This window comes from Burkholderia ubonensis, assembly GCF_902833085.1.
Classification (GTDB): domain Bacteria; phylum Pseudomonadota; class Gammaproteobacteria; order Burkholderiales; family Burkholderiaceae; genus Burkholderia; species Burkholderia ubonensis.
In genome coordinates this window covers 1-18166 of record NZ_CADFEB010000018.1, presented here as the reverse complement: position 1 = coordinate 18166, position 18166 = coordinate 1, and the positions used below count along the sequence as shown (strand labels likewise).

Below are 18166 nucleotides of genomic sequence, written 5' to 3'. Positions count from 1 at the left end.
GGTCGTGATCGCCGCCGTCAGCGTCGTCTTGCCGTGGTCAACGTGACCAATCGTACCAACGTTCACGTGCGGCTTGGTCCGCTCGAATTTACCTTTTGCCATGATTCTCTTCTTTCAATGATTAATCGGTTGATAGCTGCAGATTTACTTCGACTTCGCGCTGATGATCGCTTCAGCAACGTTGCGCGGAGCTTCAGCGTAGTGCTTGAACTCCATCGTGTACGTTGCACGACCTTGCGTCAGCGAGCGCAGCGACGTCGAGTAACCGAACATTTCCGACAGCGGCACTTCGGCGCGCACGATCTTGCCGCCGCCAACCATGTCTTCCATGCCCTGGACGATACCGCGACGGCCCGACAGGTCGCCCATCACGTTGCCCATGTAGTCTTCCGGCGTTTCGACTTCGACGGCCATCATCGGCTCGAGGACGACCGGGTTCGCCTTGCGCATTGCTTCCTTGAACGCCATCGAACCGGCCATGCGGAACGCGTTTTCGTTCGAGTCAACGTCGTGGTACGAACCGAACGTCAGGTGAACCTTCACGTCGACGACCGGGAAGCCAGCCAGCACGCCCGACTTCAGCGTGTCCTGGATACCCTTGTCGACCGCCGGGATGTATTCACGCGGAATCACACCACCCTTGATCTCGTCGAAGAACTCGTAGCCCTTGCCTTGTTCGTTCGGCTCGAGCGTGATGACCGCGTGACCGTACTGGCCGCGACCACCCGACTGCTTGACGAACTTGCCGTCGACGTCCTTCGCCGTCGAGCGGATCGTTTCGCGGTACGCAACCTGCGGCTTGCCGACGGTTGCTTCCACGCCGAACTCACGCTTCATCCGGTCGACCAAAATTTCGAGGTGGAGCTCGCCCATGCCCGAAATGATGGTCTGGCCCGACTCTTCGTCGGTCTGCACGCGGAACGACGGATCTTCCTGTGCCAGACGGTTCAGCGCCAGACCCATCTTTTCCTGGTCAGCCTTGGTCTTCGGCTCGACAGCCTGCGAAATCACCGGCTCCGGGAACACCATGCGCTCGAGCACGATCGGGTTTGCCGGATCGCACAGCGTGTCGCCGGTGGTCGCTTCCTTCAGGCCGACCGCAGCAGCGATGTCGCCTGCACGGACTTCCTTGATTTCTTCACGCTGGTTCGCGTGCATCTGCAGAATACGGCCGAGGCGTTCCTTCTTGCCCTTGGTCGAGTTCAGCAGCGTGTCGCCCGAGTTGACGACGCCCGAGTACACGCGGAAGAAGATCAGCTGGCCGACGAACGGGTCGGTCATGATCTTGAACGCGAGCGACGAGAACTTCTCTTCGTCCGATGCCTTGCGCTCTGCTTCTTCGCCGTTTTCGAGTTCGCCCTTGACCGGCGGGATGTCGACCGGCGACGGCAGGAAGTCGATCACGGCGTCGAGCATACGCTGCACGCCCTTGTTCTTGAACGCGGTACCGCACAGCATCGGCTGGATTTCGCACGCGATCGTACGATCACGCAGCGCCTTGACGATGTCGGCTTCCGGCAGATCGCCTTCTTCCAGGTACTTGTTCATCAGGTCTTCGCTGGCTTCAGCAGCCACTTCGACCATCTTCTCGCGCCATTCCTTGCAGGTCTCTGCGAGCTCGGCCGGGATGTCGACGTAGTCGAACTTCGTGCCTTGCGACGCTTCGTCCCAAATGATCGCCTTCATCTTGATCAGATCGACGACGCCCTTGAAGTTTTCTTCCGCGCCGATCGGCACCACGACCGGAACCGGGTTCGCCTTCAGGCGCAGACGGAGCTGGTCGTAGACCTTGAAGAAGTTCGCGCCGGTACGGTCCATCTTGTTGACGAACGCGAGACGCGGCACCTTGTACTTGTTCGCCTGGCGCCACACCGTTTCCGACTGCGGCTGCACGCCGCCCACTGCGCAGTACACCATGCACGCGCCGTCGAGCACGCGCATCGAACGCTCGACTTCGATCGTGAAGTCGACGTGACCCGGGGTGTCGATGATGTTGATGCGGTGTTCCGGATAGTTGCCGCCCATGCCCTTCCAGAAGGCCGTGGTAGCAGCGGACGTGATCGTGATGCCACGCTCCTGCTCCTGCTCCATCCAGTCCATCGTTGCTGCACCGTCGTGAACTTCACCAATCTTGTGGTTCACGCCGGTGTAAAACAGAATGCGCTCGGTCGTCGTCGTCTTGCCGGCGTCGATGTGAGCGCTAATACCGATGTTGCGGTAGCGCTCGATGGGAGTCTTGCGAGCCACTTTGATCCTCTACTGGGTTGGCGTGATGCGACCCTGTCGCATCACGCCTCAACACAAACGGGCGAGGCGCTTGGAAAGCGCACCCGCCCGGAATTTTTTCCGCTAAAAGCCCAGCCTGGCGCTTAGAAACGGAAATGCGAGAATGCGCGGTTGGCTTCCGCCATGCGGTGAACCTCATCGCGCTTCTTCATCGCGCCGCCACGGCCTTCGGCCGCTTCGGACAGTTCGCCAGCAAGACGCAGAGCCATCGACTTCTCGCTGCGCTTCTTCGCAGCCTCACGCAGCCAGCGCATCGCCAATGCCATACGACGCGACGGGCGCACTTCGACCGGAACTTGATAGTTGGCACCACCAACGCGACGGCTCTTCACTTCGACCACCGGCTTCACGTTGTTGAGCGCAACCGTGAACACTTCCAGCGGGTCCTTGCCACCCTTGGTCTGGATCTGTTCGAATGCGCCATAAACGATGCGCTCTGCGACCGACTTCTTGCCGGACAGCATCAGCATGTTCATGAACTTGGCAACATCAACGTTACCGAACTTCGGATCCGGCAACACTTCCCGCTTGGGGACTTCGCGACGACGCGGCATGATTCTTCCTTTACTTGTTCAGTTGGAGCTGTATCCAGCCCCGCGGCCACCAACAAACCCGATCACATCTTCACGACTAACCAGCTTGGCCGGGTGACCACTTACTCGACAGCACCGGCAATCCGGCACTCCCGCCTTGACCGCCGTGCGGCGATCCTTGATCAAAAACTGCTTACTTGGCAGCCTTTGCACGCTTCGCGCCGTACTTCGAGCGCGCCTGCTTACGGTCCTTGACGCCCTGGGTATCCAGCGAGCCGCGAACCATGTGGTAACGCACACCCGGCAAGTCCTTCACACGGCCGCCGCGGATCAGCACAACCGAGTGTTCCTGCAGGTTGTGGCCTTCACCGCCGATGTACGAAATCACTTCGAAGCCGTTCGTCAGACGAACCTTGGCGACCTTACGGAGTGCCGAGTTCGGCTTCTTCGGCGTCGTCGTGTACACACGGGTGCACACGCCGCGACGCTGGGGGCAGTCCTGCAGGGCCGGGCTCTTGCTCTTCGTCGTTTCCGACTGACGGCCTTTGCGAACCAGTTGGTTGATGGTTGGCATTGTTTATTCCTGAAATTGAACAAAATCCGCACATCGATTTCGGGCAAAGCGAGAATCGAGGTGCGATTGACCTCCGGATCCGGAAAACGGGCACGAACTTTCGCACGCACCCCGTCCCACCAAGAACCGGAACCTAGCATCATATTCCGGAAATGCCAAGCAAGTCAACGGCTTGCGTGATTTTCCGGCTGCGCGGCCGGGGGCGGGAAACGATCCCGTCAGGCGGATTCGACGACGTCGATGATCTCGTCGCCGAAACGCTCGAGCTTGCGGATACCCATGCCCGGAATATGGCGCAGATCGTCGATCGTCTCCGGCGCGTTGCGCGCGATCTCGGCCAGGGTCGCATCGTGGAAGATCACGTAAGCCGGCACGCCGTCGGTCTTGGCCGTCTCCGCGCGCCACGCGCGCAGCGCCTCCCAGCGCGCGCGTTCGCGCGTGCTCATGCCGGTCGTCGGGTCGACGCGTGTACCGCTGCGGCTCGACGACTGGCGCGTGCGCTGCGGCTTCACGTAGCGCCGCAGCGTGACCTTTTCCTCGCCCTTGAGCACCGGCTTCGCGGCTTCGGTCAGCACCAGCGCACCGAAGCCGCCGTGGTCGACGGCCAGGTAGCCGTACGCGACGAGCTGCCGGAAGATCGCCCGCCATTCCGGCTCGGACAGCGACGCGCCGATCCCGAACGTGCTGAGCGTGTCGTGGCCGCGCTGCAGGATCTTCTCGTTGCGGCTGCCGCGCAGGATCTCGATCAGGTGGCTCGCGCCGAAGTTGAAGCCGCTCGCGCGCTGCGCGCGAAACGCGCACGACAGCGCCATCTGCGCCTCGCGCGTCGCGTCCCATGAATCAGGCGGCTCGATGCACGTATCGCAGTTACCGCACGGCTGGCTGGCTTCGCCGAAATAGTTCAGCAGGCGCACGCGGCGGCACGAGATCGTCTCGCACAGGCCGAGCAGCGCGTCGAGCTTCGACGTCTGCACGCGCTTGTGCGCGTCGTCCGCATCGGACTCGTCGATCATCTTGCGCTGCTGGACGACGTCGCCGAGGCCGTACGCCATCCAGGCATTCGCAGGCAGGCCGTCGCGGCCCGCGCGGCCGGTTTCCTGGTAATAGCCCTCGACGCTCTTCGGCAGGTCGAGGTGGGCGACGAAGCGCACGTCCGGCTTGTCGATGCCCATCCCGAACGCGATCGTCGCGCACATCACGATGCCCTCTTCGCGCTGGAACATCTCCTGGTGCTTCTGGCGCACCTCGAATTCCATCCCCGCGTGATACGGCAGCGCGCGCACGCCCTGCAACTTCAGCCATTCGGCCGTTTCCTCGACCTTGCGCCGCGACAGGCAGTACACGACGCCGGCGTCGGTCGTGCCGTCGGCGTTCGTATGCTCGGCGCGGATGAAGTCGAGCAGCTGCGCGCGCGCATTGTCCTTCTCGACGATCCGGTAGCGGATGTTCGGCCGGTCGAAGCTCGACACGAACACGCGCGCATCGTCGAGCGCGAGGCGATGGACGATCTCGTCGCGCGTGATCGCGTCGGCGGTGGCCGTCAGCGCGATGCGCGGCACCGTCGGAAAGCGCTCGTGCAGCACCGACAGCTGGATGTATTCGGGGCGGAAATCGTGCCCCCATTGCGACACGCAGTGCGCTTCGTCGATCGCGAACAGGCCGATCTTCGCGCGGTCGAGCAGGTCGAGGAAGCGCCCCGTCATCAGCCGCTCGGGCGCGACGTACAGCAGGTCGATGTCGCCTTCGCGCAGTGCGCGCTCGGTGGCGGCCGCCTCCGCGCCGGACAGCGTCGAGTTCAGGTAGGCCGCGCGCACGCCGACTTCCGAGAGCGCGGCGACCTGGTCCTGCATCAGCGCGATCAGCGGCGACACGACGATGCCCGCGCCCTGCCCGGCCTCGCGGCGCAGCAGCGCGGGAATCTGATAGCACAGCGACTTGCCGCCGCCCGTCGGCATCAGCACGAGGCAATCGCCACCGCCGGCGACGTGCTCGACGATCTCGCCCTGCTGGCCGCGAAACGCGGAATAACCAAAGACTTCGTCGAGAATTTCGAGGGCGCGGGACATGAATGAGAACGAGGACGGCAAACGATGACCCGGATTTTAACAACCCGCTCGCGGATCGCGCGGCGAATCGCGCAACGTTGGCCATCCGGACGGGTTCCGTTCGCGCGCATGACGGGCCTGCGGCAGGAGGCTCCCAAGCCCGTCATGCGCGTGAACGACGGACAAAAAAAACCGCCCAGTCGAAACTGGGCGGTTTCAGCGACAGCGTAGCGAGGCGGCTCGCGCCGCCCGCGCTTACTCGGCTGCCGGATGCTGTTGCGGCTCTTCCGCAGCAGGCGTGCTCGGCGTGCCGAAATCGAACGCCTCTTCCGCTGCGATCTGGTCGAAACGCTCGCGATCCGACGATTCCTTCGCCTTGCGCGCCTTGTGGAACGCGAGACCGGTACCGGCCGGGATCAGACGGCCGACGATCACGTTTTCCTTCAGGCCGCGCAGATCGTCGCGCTTGCCCATGATCGCCGCTTCGGTCAGCACGCGGGTCGTTTCCTGGAACGATGCCGCGGAGATGAACGAGTCGGTCGACAGCGACGCCTTCGTGATACCGAGGAGCACGTTGTCGTACGACGCCGGACGCTTGTCTTCGGCGATCATGCGGTCGTTTTCGTCCAGCATGTCCGAACGCTCGACCTGCTCGCCCGGGATGAAGCGCGTATCACCGTTGTCGGTGATCTGCACACGACGCAGCATCTGGCGAACGATCACCTCGATGTGCTTGTCGTTGATCTTCACGCCCTGCAGACGGTACACGTCCTGCACTTCGTCGACGATGTAGCGCGACAGCGCCTCGATACCCTGCAGACGCAGGATGTCGTGCGGATCGGCCGGGCCGTCCACGATCATTTCGCCCTTGTTGACGACCTGGGCATCGTGAACCAGAACCTGCTTTTCCTTCGCGATCAGGAACTCGTGCTGGTTGCCCTCGAGGTCCGTGATGACGAGACGCTGCTTGCCCTTCGTGTCCTTGCCGAACGACGTCGTGCCGGTGACTTCCGCGAGAATGCCCGCATCCTTCGGCGAACGCGCTTCGAACAGCTCCGCCACCCGCGGCAGACCGCCGGTAATGTCACGCGTCTTCTGCGCTTCGGTCGGGATACGTGCGAGCACTTCACCCACCTGCACCTGCTGGCCGTCCTTCACGGTGATCAGTGCGCCGACCTGGAAGCCGATCTGCACCGCGTGCTCCGTGCCCGGGATCTTCACTTCGTCGCCGTTCGCGTCGAGCAGCTTCACCTGCGGACGCACGCTCTTCGAAGCTTGCGAACCGCGGCGCTTCACGTCGATCACGACGAGGGTCGACAGGCCGGTCACGTCGTCGATCTGCTTCGCGACCGTCACGCCTTCCTCGACGTTCTCGAACTTCACCGTACCACCGTACTCGGTGATGATCGGACGCGTCATCGGGTCCCACGTCGCCAGCTGCGTGCCGGCCTTGATCGCCGCGCCGTCGAGCTGCAGCAGCGTCGCGCCGTACGGGATCTTGTGACGCTCGCGCTCGCGGCCGATATCGTCGGTGATCAGCGCCTCGCCCGAACGGGAGATGACGATCTGCTCGCCCTTCGCGTTCGTCACGTAACGCATCGTGGCCGTGAAGCGCACGATACCGTTGCTCTTCGCTTCGACCGACGACGCCACTGCCGCACGCGATGCCGCACCACCGATGTGGAACGTACGCATCGTCAGCTGCGTGCCCGGTTCGCCGATCGACTGCGCGGCGATCACGCCGACCGCTTCGCCGACGTTCACGAGCGAGCCGCGGCCAAGGTCGCGGCCGTAGCAGGCCGCGCACAGGCCGTAGCGCGTTTCGCAGGTCAGCGGCGTGCGCACGCGCACTTCGTCGATGCCGAGGCGCTCGATGTCTTCCACCGCGGTTTCGTCGAGCAGCGTGCCCGATTCGTACAGCGTTTCCTGCGTTTCCGGATTGACGACATCCGCCACCGCGACGCGGCCGAGGATACGGTCGCGCAGCGCTTCGACGACTTCACCGCCTTCGACCAGCGCCTTCATCGCGACGCCGTTCGACGTGCCGCAATCGTCCTCGACCACGACCAGATCCTGCGTCACGTCGACGAGACGACGCGTCAGGTAACCCGAGTTCGCGGTCTTCAGTGCCGTATCAGCCAGACCCTTACGTGCACCGTGGGTCGAGATGAAGTACTGCAACACGTTCAGGCCTTCGCGGAAGTTCGCGGTAATCGGCGTCTCGATAATCGAGCCGTCCGGCTTCGCCATCAGGCCGCGCATACCGGCCAGCTGACGAATCTGCACCGCCGAACCCCGGGCGCCCGAGTCGGCCATCATGTAGATCGAGTTGAACGATTCCTGGCGCGTCTCGTTGCCGTCGCGGTCCGTCACCGGCTCCGTCGACAGCTGCTCCATCATCGCCTTGCCGACCGCTTCCGACGTCGCCGACCAGATGTCGACCACGTTGTTGTAGCGTTCCTGCGCGGTGACGAGACCCGACATGTACTGACGGTCGTACTCCTTCACCTTCTTCGCGGCGTCGCCGACGATCGTTTCCTTCTGCGGCGGCACGAGCATGTCGTCGACGCAGATCGAGATGCCGGCGCGCGTCGCGAGACGGAAGCCCGACTGCATCAGCTGATCGGCGAACACCACCGTCGCGCGCAGCCCGCACTTGCGGAACGCCGTGTTGATCAGGCGCGAGATTTCCTTCTTCTTCAGCGGCTTGTTCAGCACCGAGAACGGCAGCCCGTGCGGCAGGATCTCCGACAGGATCGCGCGGCCGACGGTCGTCGCGTACAGCGTGATCTTCGGCACGAACGCCGGCGCGCCTTCCGACTTGTCCTCGTTGTGGACCATTTCGGTGATCCGCACGTTGACGCGCGATGCGAGCTCGACTTCCTTGTTCTCGTACGCGCGGAGCACTTCCGACACGCCGGTGAACGACAGGCCTTCGCCCTTCGCGTTGATCGCCTCGCGGGTCGCGTAGTACAGACCCAGCACGATATCCTGCGACGGCACGATCGACGGATCGCCGTTGGCCGGGAACAGCACGTTGTTCGACGCAAGCATCAGCGTGCGCGCTTCCATCTGCGCTTCGAGCGACAGCGGCACGTGAACGGCCATCTGGTCACCGTCGAAGTCGGCGTTGAACGCCGCGCAGACGAGCGGGTGCAGCTGGATCGCCTTGCCTTCGATCAGCACGGGCTCGAACGCCTGGATGCCGAGACGGTGCAGCGTCGGCGCACGGTTCAGCATCACCGGGTGCTCGCGGATCACCTCTTCGAGGATGTCCCACACGACCGGCGTCTGGTTCTCGACTTCCTTCTTCGCAGCCTTGATGGTCGTAGCAACGCCCATCACTTCCAGCTTGTTGAAGATGAACGGCTTGAACAGCTCGAGCGCCATCAGCTTCGGCAGGCCGCACTGGTGCAGCTTCAGCGTCGGGCCGACCACGATGACCGAACGGCCCGAGTAGTCGACGCGCTTGCCCAGCAGGTTCTGACGGAAACGACCGCCCTTGCCCTTGATCATGTCGGCGAGCGACTTCAGCGGACGCTTGTTCGCGCCCGTCATCGCCTTGCCGCGGCGGCCGTTGTCGAGCAGCGAGTCGACGGCTTCCTGCAGCATCCGCTTTTCGTTGCGGACGATGATTTCCGGCGCCTTCAGCTCGAGCAGACGCTTCAACCGGTTGTTACGGTTGATCACGCGGCGATACAGATCGTTCAGGTCCGACGTCGCGAAACGGCCGCCGTCCAGCGGCACGAGCGGACGCAGTTCCGGCGGCAGCACCGGCAGCACTTCGAGGATCATCCACTCGGGCTTGATGCCCGAGCGCTGGAATGCCTCGAGGACCTTCAGGCGCTTCGCGTACTTCTTGATCTTCGCTTCCGAGCCGGTGTTCTTCAGCTCGGTGCGCAGCGTCTCCACCTGCTCGTCGATGTTGATCGCGCGCAGCAGTTCACGCACGCCTTCCGCGCCCATCTCGGCACGGAATTCGTCGCCGTATTCCTCGACCTTGTTGTAGTAATCCTCTTCGGTCATGATCTGCCGCGCCTTCAGCGGCGTCATGCCCGGTTCGATCACCACGTACGCTTCGAAGTACAGCACGCGCTCGATGTCGCGCAGCGTCATGTCGAGCACCATGCCCAGACGCGACGGCAGCGACTTCAGGAACCAGATGTGCGCGACCGGCGAGGCCAGCTCGATGTGGCCCATGCGTTCGCGACGCACCTTCGCCAGCGTCACTTCGACGCCGCACTTCTCGCAGATCACGCCGCGGTGCTTCAGGCGCTTGTACTTGCCGCACAGGCACTCGTAGTCCTTGATCGGCCCGAAGATCTTCGCGCAGAACAGACCATCGCGTTCCGGCTTGAACGTACGGTAGTTGATGGTCTCCGGCTTCTTCACTTCGCCGAACGACCACGAACGGATCTTGTCAGGCGAAGCCAGACCGATCTTGATCGCGTCGAAAACTTCTTCCTGTTGGACTTGCTTGAATAGATCGAGCAGAGCTTTCATTGCTTTCTCTCCGTAGTCCGATTAATTGCGGTCGAGATCGATATCGATACCGAGCGAGCGGATTTCCTTCACGAGCACGTTGAAGGATTCCGGCATGCCTGCATCGATCACGTGATCGCCCTTGACCAGGTTCTCATAGACCTTGGTCCGGCCGTTCACGTCGTCCGACTTCACCGTCAGCATTTCCTGCAGCACGTAGGACGCGCCGTACGCTTCGAGTGCCCACACTTCCATTTCACCGAAACGCTGGCCACCGAACTGCGCCTTACCACCCAGCGGCTGCTGCGTGACGAGCGAGTACGGGCCGGTCGAACGCGCGTGCATCTTGTCGTCGACCAAGTGGTGCAGCTTCAGGTAGTGCATGTAGCCGAGCGTCACGCGACGTTCGAACATTTCACCCGTGCGGCCGTCGTACAGGCGGACCTGGTTCTTCGACGGGTTCATGCCGAGCTGTTCCGCGATGTCGTCCGGGAACGCGAGGTCGAGCATCTTGCCCATTTCTTCCTCGGTCGCACCGTCGAACACCGGCGTTGCGAACGGCACGCCTTCGCGCAGGTTCTTCGCGAGTTCGAGGATCTCGTCGTCGGTGAAGCTTTCCAGATCTTCCTGGCGACCCGACTCGTTGTAGATCTTCGTCAGGAACACGCGCAGCTCCTCGATCTTCGCCTGACGCTGCAGCATTTCGCCGATACGCCAGCCGAGGCCCTTCGCGGCCCAGCCGAGGTGCACTTCCAGAACCTGACCCACGTTCATCCGCGACGGCACGCCGAGCGGGTTCAGCACGACGTCTGCCGGACGGCCGTCGGCCATGTACGGCATGTCTTCGATCGGAACAATCTTCGACACGACACCCTTGTTGCCGTGACGGCCTGCCATCTTGTCGCCAGGCTGCAGGCGGCGCTTCACCGCGAGGTACACCTTGACCATCTTCAGCACGCCCGGCGGCAGTTCGTCGCCTTGCGTGAGCTTCTTGCGCTTCTCTTCGAACGCGAGGTCGAACTGGTGACGCTTCTCTTCGATCGAGTTCTTGATCGCTTCGAGCTGCACCGCCGCCTCGTCGTCCGCCAGGCGGATGTCGAACCAGTGGTAGTGGTCGAGGTCTTCCAGGTAAGCCTGGTCGATCTTCGTGCCCTTCGCGAGCTTCTTCGGACCGCCGTTCGCGACCTTGCCCACGAGCATGCGCGCGAGACGCTGGAACGCGTCGCCTTCCACGATGCGCAGCTGGTCGTTCAGGTCGAGGCGATAGCGCTTCAGTTCGTCGTCGATGATCTGTTGCGCACGCTTGTCGCGCTGGATGCCTTCACGCGTGAACACCTGGACGTCGATCACGGTGCCGCTCATGCCCGACGGCACGCGCAGCGACGTGTCCTTCACGTCCGACGCCTTCTCGCCGAAGATCGCGCGCAGCAGCTTCTCTTCCGGCGTCAGCTGGGTCTCGCCCTTCGGCGTGACCTTGCCGACCAGCACGTCGCCCGCTTCGACTTCCGCACCGATGTACACGATGCCCGATTCGTCGAGACGGCCGAGCTGGACTTCCGCCAGGTTCGAGATGTCGCGCGTGATTTCTTCCGGCCCGAGCTTCGTGTCACGTGCAACGACGTTCAGCTCTTCGATGTGGATCGACGTGTAGCGATCGTCGGCCACGACCTTCTCCGAGATCAGGATCGAATCCTCGAAGTTGTAGCCGTTCCACGGCATGAACGCGATCAGCATGTTCTGGCCGAGCGCGAGCTCGCCCAGGTCCGTCGAGGCGCCGTCGGCCAGCACGTCGCCGCGCGAGACCTTGTCGCCCATCTTCACGATCGGACGCTGGTTGATGTTCGTGTTCTGGTTCGAACGCGTGTACTTGATCAGGTTGTAGATGTCGACACCGACTTCACCCGCGACCGCTTCGTCGTCGTTCACGCGAATCACGATACGGCCTGCGTCGACATAGTCGACGACGCCGCCGCGGAACGCCTGGACCGTCGTGCCCGAGTCGACCGCGCAGGTGCGCTCGATGCCCGTACCGACGACCGGCTTCTCCGGACGCAGACACGGCACGGCCTGACGCTGCATGTTCGAGCCCATCAGTGCACGGTTCGCGTCATCGTGCTCGAGGAACGGAATCAGCGAGGCTGCGACCGACACGATCTGCGACGGCGCGACGTCCATGTACTGGATGCGGTCCGGCGTGACCATCATCGTTTCGCCGGCTTCACGCGACGACACGAGTTCGTCGATCAGCGTGCCGCTCTCGTCGATCGCGGCGTTCGCCTGCGCGATCATGTAGCGGCCTTCCTCGATCGCCGACAGGTAGTCGATCTGGTCGGTCACCTTGCTGTCCACGACCTTGCGGTACGGCGTCTCGAGGAAGCCGTACTCGTTCAGGTGCGCGTACAGAGCGAGCGAGTTGATCAGGCCGATGTTCGGACCTTCCGGCGTTTCGATCGGGCACACGCGGCCGTAGTGGGTCGGGTGCACGTCGCGGACTTCGAAGCCTGCGCGTTCGCGCGTCAGACCGCCCGGGCCCAGTGCGGAAACGCGACGCTTGTGCGTGATTTCCGACAGCGGGTTGGTCTGGTCCATGAACTGCGACAGCTGCGACGAGCCGAAGAACTCGCGGATCGCCGACGAAATCGGCTTCGAGTTGATCAGGTCGTGCGGCATCAGGTTCTCGCTCTCGGCCTGGCCGAGGCGTTCCTTGACCGCGCGCTCGACACGCACGAGACCGGCGCGGAACTGGTTCTCCGCCAGTTCGCCGACGCAACGCACGCGACGGTTGCCGAGGTGGTCGATATCGTCCACTTCGCCCTTGCCGTTGCGCAGCTCGACGAGGATCTTGATCGTCGCGAGGATGTCGTCGTCCTGCAGCGTCATCGGGCCGGTGATCTCGTCACGGCCGACGCGGCGGTTGAACTTCATGCGGCCGACCTTCGACAGGTCGTACGCTTCTTCGCTGTAGAACAGGCGGTTGAACAGCGCCTCGACCGCTTCTTCGGTCGGCGGCTCGCCCGGACGCATCATGCGATAGATCGCAATGCGCGCGGCCGTCTTGTCGGTCGTTTCGTCGACACGCAGCGTCGACGAAATGTACGGGCCCTGATCCAGGTCGTTCGTGTAGAGCGTCTGGATGTCCTTGATGCCCGCTTCGCGCAGCTTCTCGAGCACGCTTTCCGTGACTTCGTCGTTCGCGTTCGCGATCACTTCGCCGGTGTCGCCGTCGACGACGTTCTTCGCCAGCACGCGGCCGAGCAGGTAGTCTTCCGGCACCGAGATGAACTTGGTCTTCGCTGCCTCGAGGTCGCGAATGTGCTTCGCGTTGATCCGCTTGTCCTTCTGGACGATGACCTTGCCGTCGCGATCCGTGATGTCGAAACGCGCGACTTCACCGCGCAGACGCTCCGGCACGAACTCGAGTTGCGCGCCTTCGTCCATCAGCGTGAAGTTGTCGAACACGAAGAAATTCGCGAGGATCTGTTCCGGCGTGAGGCCGATCGCCTTCAGCAGGATCGTGACCGGCATCTTGCGGCGACGGTCGACGCGGAAGTACAGGATGTCCTTCGGATCGAATTCGAAGTCGAGCCACGAGCCGCGGTACGGAATGATCCGTGCCGAGAACAGCAGCTTGCCCGAGCTGTGCGTCTTGCCCTTGTCGTGTTCGAAGAACACGCCCGGCGAACGGTGCAGCTGCGAGACGATCACACGCTCGGTGCCGTTGATGACGAACGAGCCCGTCGGCGTCATGAGCGGAATTTCGCCCATGTACACTTCCTGCTCCTTCACTTCCTTGACGACCGGCTTGTTCGGCGATTCCTTGTCGAGGATGACGAGACGCACCTTCGCGCGCAGCGCGGAACAGTACGTCAGACCCCGCTGTTGGCATTCCTTGATGTTGAACGCCGGCGAGGACAGCGCGTAGCTCACGAACTCGAGACGCGCGAAGCCATTGTGCGAAACAATGGGAAACACGGATGTGAAAGCGGCCTGCAAACCCTCGGGCTTGCGTTGCGCCGTCAGCACATCCGCTTGCAGAAACGTGCTGAATGATTCAAGCTGGGTGGCCAGCAGGAAAGGAACTTGGTGAACGATGGGGCGCTTCGCGAAACTCTTGCGAATGCGCTTCTTCTCGGTGAAGGAATATTGCATACGATCTCCGAATCACGGCGGGTGCTATCGAGGCGGAATACCTGGACGTGTCAAACCCGAGTGTTCACCGACTGAGACCCGATGGCCGTCCGACGGCTTGAACGAGCCGAGAAGCTTGGTGGTTGGCCGCTACCAACCGCTGGCTGACGGCAGCGGATGCCTGTGTTGCCCGCTACCCGACCAAACTTGCCTTCTGCAGTCGCTTCAGAAGACAAAGAGAAACGCCAATCACGACGATTAGGCGGTTATCTTTGGCTTCTGGGGGCGTTTATTCGGGCTCCCGAAAGAGTGCCAGAATAACGTCCCCACAAAGCACAAAAAGGCCGGCGGTGGAAATACCGCCAGCCTTCGCACAGCGCGTCGGAACTTACTTGACTTCGACCTTCGCGCCTGCTTCTTCCAGCTTCTTCTTGGCTTCTTCAGCAGCAGCCTTGTCCACGCCTTCCTTGACGGGCTTCGGTGCGCCGTCAACCAGGTCCTTCGCTTCCTTCAGGCCCAGGCCCGTCAGTTCACGAACTGCCTTGATGACGGAAACCTTGTTCGCGCCTGCTTCAGCCAGGACGACCGTGAACTCGGTCTTCTCTTCAGCAGCAGCAGCAGCGCCGCCGCCTGCCGGGCCAGCGACTGCAACAGCAGCTGCCGACACGCCAAACTTCTCTTCGAATGCCTTGACCAGTTCGTTCAGTTCCAGAACGGTCATCCCTTCGACTGCTGCCAGGATGTCTTCTTTTGCGATTGCCATTTGAAATACTCCTAAATTGAATACGGATACAGCCAGCGATCAGTGACGCTGATGTGCGTTCGCGCGTAGTGATTACGCAGCTTCGGCTTGCTTCTTCTCAGCCAGCGCGGCCAGAGCGCGCGCAAAGCCGGAAACAGGCGATTGCATAACGAACAGCAGCTTCGAGAGCAGTTCTTCGCGGCTCGGGATGCTTGCCAGCGCTTGCACGCCAGCCTTGTCCATCACCTTGCCATCGAACGAACCAGCCTTGATGACCAACTTGTCATTGCTCTTGCTGAAGTCGTTGACGACCTTAGCAGCAGCAATTGCATCTTCCGAGATGCCGTAGATCAGGGGGCCAGTCATCTGCTCTGCCAGCGGAGCAAACGGCGTACCTTCAACGGCGCGGCGCGCCAGCGTGTTCTTCAGAACGCGCAGGTAAACCTTCTGCTCACGCGCTTTCGCGCGCAGCGTGGTCAGATCGCCAACCGCAATTCCACGATACTCAGCCAGCACAACGGTCTGGGCCTTCGCGACTTGCGCGGCAACCTCAGCGACGACGGCTTGCTTGTCTTCTCTATTAAGCGGCACGGTTAGCCTCCAGAAACGATACGTTCAGCTTGCCGGTATGGCGAACCTCACGTACCTCGTTCAACAACGGCGTCCGACTCGTTAGGAGTATTTCCACCTCACGCCGCGAATCGCTTCGCGGCCTGCGGCTTCACCACTGCAAAACTTTTTCGGGTTCGCCATCTGCGTTGGCTTGAATTAAGGGATCACCCGACTGCTGCGTTCCCACCAACGGTCTTTGATAACCGGTTGCCCGCGAACTGCACGAACAACCGCCCAAAGCCCTTTAGGGCCGCTACGCGACGCGAAGCGGCCCGAATTCTTGCTTACTGCGCGGCCAGCGTAGCCTGGTCGACACGCACGCCGACGCCCATCGTGCTCGACAGTGCGATCTTGCGCAGGTACACGCCCTTGCTCGTTGCCGGCTTCGCCTTCTGCAGCGCTTCGATCAGCGCGGACAGGTTGGAGCGCAGCGCGACCGACTCGAACGATGCGCGGCCGATCGTTGCGTGGATGATACCGGCCTTGTCGACGCGGAACTGGACCTGACCAGCCTTCGCGTTCTTGACGGCGGTCGCGACGTCCGGCGTCACGGTGCCGACCTTCGGGTTCGGCATCAGGCCGCGCGGGCCGAGGATCTGGCCCAGCGTACCGACGATACGCATCGTGTCCGGCGAAGCGATCACGATGTCGAAGTCCATCTGGCCAGCCTTGATCTGCTCAGCCAGGTCTTCCATACCGACGATTTCCGCGCCTGCTGCACGTGCCTGCTCGGCCTTCTCGCCTTGCGCGAACACGGCAACGCGAACCGACTTGCCCGTACCTGCCGGCAGAACGACCGAACCACGAACGACCTGGTCCGACTTCTTCGCATCGATGCCGAGCTGGACTGCGACGTCGATCGACTCGTTGAACTTCGCGCTCGCGCATTCCTTCACGAGTGCGAGTGCGTCTTCGATCGCGTACAGCTTCTGACGGTCGACCTTGGCGGCAAATGCCTGACGGCGCTTGGAGATCTTAGCCATTTACACACCCTCCACGGTGATGCCCATCGAGCGTGCGCTACCAGCGATGGTGCGAACGGCTGCGTCCAGATCAGCTGCCGTGAGGTCCGGCATCTTGGTCTTCGCGATTTCTTCGGCTTGAGCGCGCGTGATCGAACCGACCTTGTCGGTGTGCGGCTTGCTCGAGCCCTTGTCCACCTTCGCCGCCTTCTTGATCAGGACGGTCGCCGGCGGCGTCTTCATCACGAACGTGAAGCTCTTGTCAGCGTATGCCGTGATGACCACCGGCACCGGCAGACCCGGCTCCATGCCTTGAGTCTGCGCGTTGAACGCCTTGCAGAACTCCATGATGTTCAGGCCGCGCTGGCCCAGTGCCGGACCGACCGGCGGCGACGGGTTGGCTTTACCTGCAGGGATCTGCAGCTTGATAAAGCCGACAATCTTCTTTGCCATTTGAAAACCTCGTTGGAACGCCAAGCGGCGTTCGGTGAGTGATAACGCGCGTTCGCCGCTCGGCTACTGACGCTCCTCAACAGCCATGACGCGGGCCGTAAGCGCGAAGGTGGGCAGCCGAGGCTGCCCACCGAATCGGGATCAAACTTTTTCGACCTGGCCGAACTCGAGCTCGACCGGAGTAGCGCGGCCAAAGATGGTGACCGACACACGCACACGCGACTTTTCGTAGTTCACTTCTTCGACGGTGCCATTGAAATCCGTGAACGGGCCTTCCTTGACCCGAACCATCTCGCCGACCTCGAACAGGGTCTTCGGACGCGGCTTCTCCACGCCTTCCTGCATCTGCGACATGATCTTCTCGACTTCCTTGGGGGAAATCGGCGTCGGGCGGTTACGCGCACCGCCGACGAAACCGGTGACCTTCGCGGTATTCTTCACGAGGTGCCACGTTTCGTCCGTCATTTCCATTTCCACCAGCACGTAGCCGGGGAAGAAACGACGCTCCGTCACAGCCTTGTGGCCACCCTTGACTTCGACCACTTCTTCGGTCGGAACCAGGATCTGACCGAATTTGTCCTGCATGCCGGCACGTTCAATGCGCTCCTGAAGCGCGCGTTGCACGCTCTTCTCCATGCCGGAGTAGGCGTGCACAACGTACCAACGCTTTCCGCTCGGGGATGCCGGAGTATCGCTCATATCATTTCCAACCCAGAATCGCCGAGAAAATCACCCACTCGATGGACTTGTCGCTCAACCAGAGGAAAATCGCCATCACGAGCACGAAACCGAACACGACGAGCGTGGTTTGCGTTGCTTCCTTGCGGGTGGGCCAAACGACCTTCCGGACTTCCTTGTACGAATCCTTGGCAAATGCGATCAGGCCTTTGCCAGGCGCCGACATCAGGCCGACTGCCACGCCGGCGATCAGCCCTACCGCCAATGCGACACCGCGGATATACCACTCCTGACCGCCCAGCCAGAAGAAGCCCACGAATCCGGCCAAGACCAACAATACACCCAGGGCCAGCATCAGCTTATCGCCGGAGGTATTTACAGTTTCGACGGATGGATTCGCCATAACACCTTAAAACAAATGCCACGTAGGACACGTGGCGATTTTTTGGCAGGGGCAGAGGGAATCGAACCCCCAACCTTCGGTTTTGGAGACCGACGCTCTGCCAGTTGAGCTATACCCCTAGACCATGTTGGGACTGACCAACGTCAGCCCCAAAACTGTCGATCAACGAATAACTGGCTTACTCGATGATCTTGGCGACGACGCCCGCGCCGACGGTACGGCCGCCTTCGCGGATTGCGAAGCGCAGACCTTCTTCCATCGCGATCGG

At 62.1% G+C, this 18166-nt stretch carries 14 protein-coding genes and 1 tRNA gene; all 15 read right to left on the bottom strand.

Features of this window, described 5'->3' with window-relative positions; translation table 11 throughout:
• Positions 1 to 102: GTP-binding protein (locus tag HWX31_RS34555; RefSeq protein WP_033456734.1), on the bottom strand; the 102-nt coding region annotated here is incomplete at its 3' end.
• Positions 103 to 144: 42 nt separating this feature from the next.
• Positions 145 to 2247 (bottom strand): elongation factor G, encoded by a 2103-nt coding sequence (gene fusA, locus HWX31_RS34550; RefSeq protein WP_006482929.1) that lies wholly within the window; start codon positions 2245 to 2247, stop codon positions 145 to 147.
• Positions 2248 to 2369: 122 nt separating this feature from the next.
• Positions 2370 to 2840, bottom strand: coding sequence for a 30S ribosomal protein S7 (gene rpsG, locus HWX31_RS34545; protein ID WP_006477195.1), 471 nt, complete (start codon positions 2838 to 2840; stop codon positions 2370 to 2372).
• A gap of 172 nt (positions 2841 to 3012) precedes the next feature.
• A complete protein-coding gene (gene rpsL, locus HWX31_RS34540; RefSeq protein ID WP_006400662.1) occupies positions 3013 to 3393 on the bottom strand; it encodes a 30S ribosomal protein S12 in 381 nt (126 codons plus the stop codon).
• Positions 3394 to 3611: 218 nt separating this feature from the next.
• The gene (recQ, locus tag HWX31_RS34535) at positions 3612 to 5459 is read right to left on the bottom strand and encodes a DNA helicase RecQ (RefSeq protein ID WP_174959383.1); all 1848 of its coding nucleotides are present in this window, start codon (positions 5457 to 5459) and stop codon (positions 3612 to 3614) included.
• A gap of 234 nt (positions 5460 to 5693) precedes the next feature.
• Positions 5694 to 9941 (bottom strand): DNA-directed RNA polymerase subunit beta', encoded by a 4248-nt coding sequence (gene rpoC / locus HWX31_RS34530; protein WP_095403269.1) that lies wholly within the window; start codon positions 9939 to 9941, stop codon positions 5694 to 5696.
• A 21-nt stretch (positions 9942 to 9962) separates the two neighbouring features.
• Positions 9963 to 14069: a DNA-directed RNA polymerase subunit beta gene (gene rpoB, locus HWX31_RS34525; RefSeq protein ID WP_174959381.1), complete on the bottom strand. Its 4107-nt coding sequence runs from the start codon at positions 14067 to 14069 to the stop codon at positions 9963 to 9965.
• 367 nt (positions 14070 to 14436) lie between these two features.
• Positions 14437 to 14811, bottom strand: coding sequence for a 50S ribosomal protein L7/L12 (gene rplL, locus HWX31_RS34520; protein ID WP_006477198.1), 375 nt, complete (start codon positions 14809 to 14811; stop codon positions 14437 to 14439).
• Between the two features lie 72 nt (positions 14812 to 14883).
• Positions 14884 to 15381, bottom strand: a complete 498-nt coding sequence (gene rplJ, locus HWX31_RS34515; protein ID WP_010092952.1) for a 50S ribosomal protein L10 — start codon at positions 15379 to 15381, stop codon at positions 14884 to 14886.
• 305 nt (positions 15382 to 15686) lie between these two features.
• Complete coding sequence (gene rplA / locus HWX31_RS34510) at positions 15687 to 16385, bottom strand: 50S ribosomal protein L1 (RefSeq protein WP_174959379.1); 699 nt, start codon at positions 16383 to 16385, stop codon at positions 15687 to 15689.
• Positions 16386 to 16817: a 50S ribosomal protein L11 gene (gene rplK / locus HWX31_RS34505; RefSeq protein WP_006400671.1), complete on the bottom strand. Its 432-nt coding sequence runs from the start codon at positions 16815 to 16817 to the stop codon at positions 16386 to 16388.
• A 141-nt stretch (positions 16818 to 16958) separates the two neighbouring features.
• A complete protein-coding gene (gene nusG / locus HWX31_RS34500) occupies positions 16959 to 17516 on the bottom strand; it encodes a transcription termination/antitermination protein NusG (RefSeq protein ID WP_006765424.1) in 558 nt (185 codons plus the stop codon).
• Position 17517: 1 nt separating this feature from the next.
• A complete protein-coding gene (gene secE, locus HWX31_RS34495; RefSeq protein ID WP_042582902.1) occupies positions 17518 to 17898 on the bottom strand; it encodes a preprotein translocase subunit SecE in 381 nt (126 codons plus the stop codon).
• Between the two features lie 43 nt (positions 17899 to 17941).
• Positions 17942 to 18017 (bottom strand) — tRNA-Trp (locus HWX31_RS34490).
• A gap of 59 nt (positions 18018 to 18076) precedes the next feature.
• Positions 18077 to 18166, bottom strand: a 90-nt coding sequence (locus HWX31_RS34485; RefSeq protein WP_076604501.1) for an EF-Tu C-terminal domain-related protein, incomplete at its 5' end; no start/stop codon positions are given.

What these genes read in the sequence shown, in the direction of transcription:
- rplL (WP_006477198.1), bottom strand. Translation starts at nt 14,811, where the DNA reads ATGGCAATCGCAAAAGAAGACATCCTGGCAGCAGTCGAAGGGATGACC.
- recQ (WP_174959383.1), bottom strand. Translation starts at nt 5,459, where the DNA reads ATGTCCCGCGCCCTCGAAATTCTCGACGAAGTCTTTGGTTATTCCGCG.
- nusG (WP_006765424.1), bottom strand. Translation starts at nt 17,516, where the DNA reads ATGAGCGATACTCCGGCATCCCCGAGCGGAAAGCGTTGGTACGTTGTG.
- rpoC (WP_095403269.1), bottom strand. Translation starts at nt 9,941, where the DNA reads ATGAAAGCTCTGCTCGATCTATTCAAGCAAGTCCAACAGGAAGAAGTT.
- secE (WP_042582902.1), bottom strand. Translation starts at nt 17,898, where the DNA reads ATGGCGAATCCATCCGTCGAAACTGTAAATACCTCCGGCGATAAGCTG.
- rpoB (WP_174959381.1), bottom strand. Translation starts at nt 14,069, where the DNA reads ATGCAATATTCCTTCACCGAGAAGAAGCGCATTCGCAAGAGTTTCGCG.
- rpsG (WP_006477195.1), bottom strand. Translation starts at nt 2,840, where the DNA reads ATGCCGCGTCGTCGCGAAGTCCCCAAGCGGGAAGTGTTGCCGGATCCG.
- rpsL (WP_006400662.1), bottom strand. Translation starts at nt 3,393, where the DNA reads ATGCCAACCATCAACCAACTGGTTCGCAAAGGCCGTCAGTCGGAAACG.
- rplK (WP_006400671.1), bottom strand. Translation starts at nt 16,817, where the DNA reads ATGGCAAAGAAGATTGTCGGCTTTATCAAGCTGCAGATCCCTGCAGGT.
- rplA (WP_174959379.1), bottom strand. Translation starts at nt 16,385, where the DNA reads ATGGCTAAGATCTCCAAGCGCCGTCAGGCATTTGCCGCCAAGGTCGAC.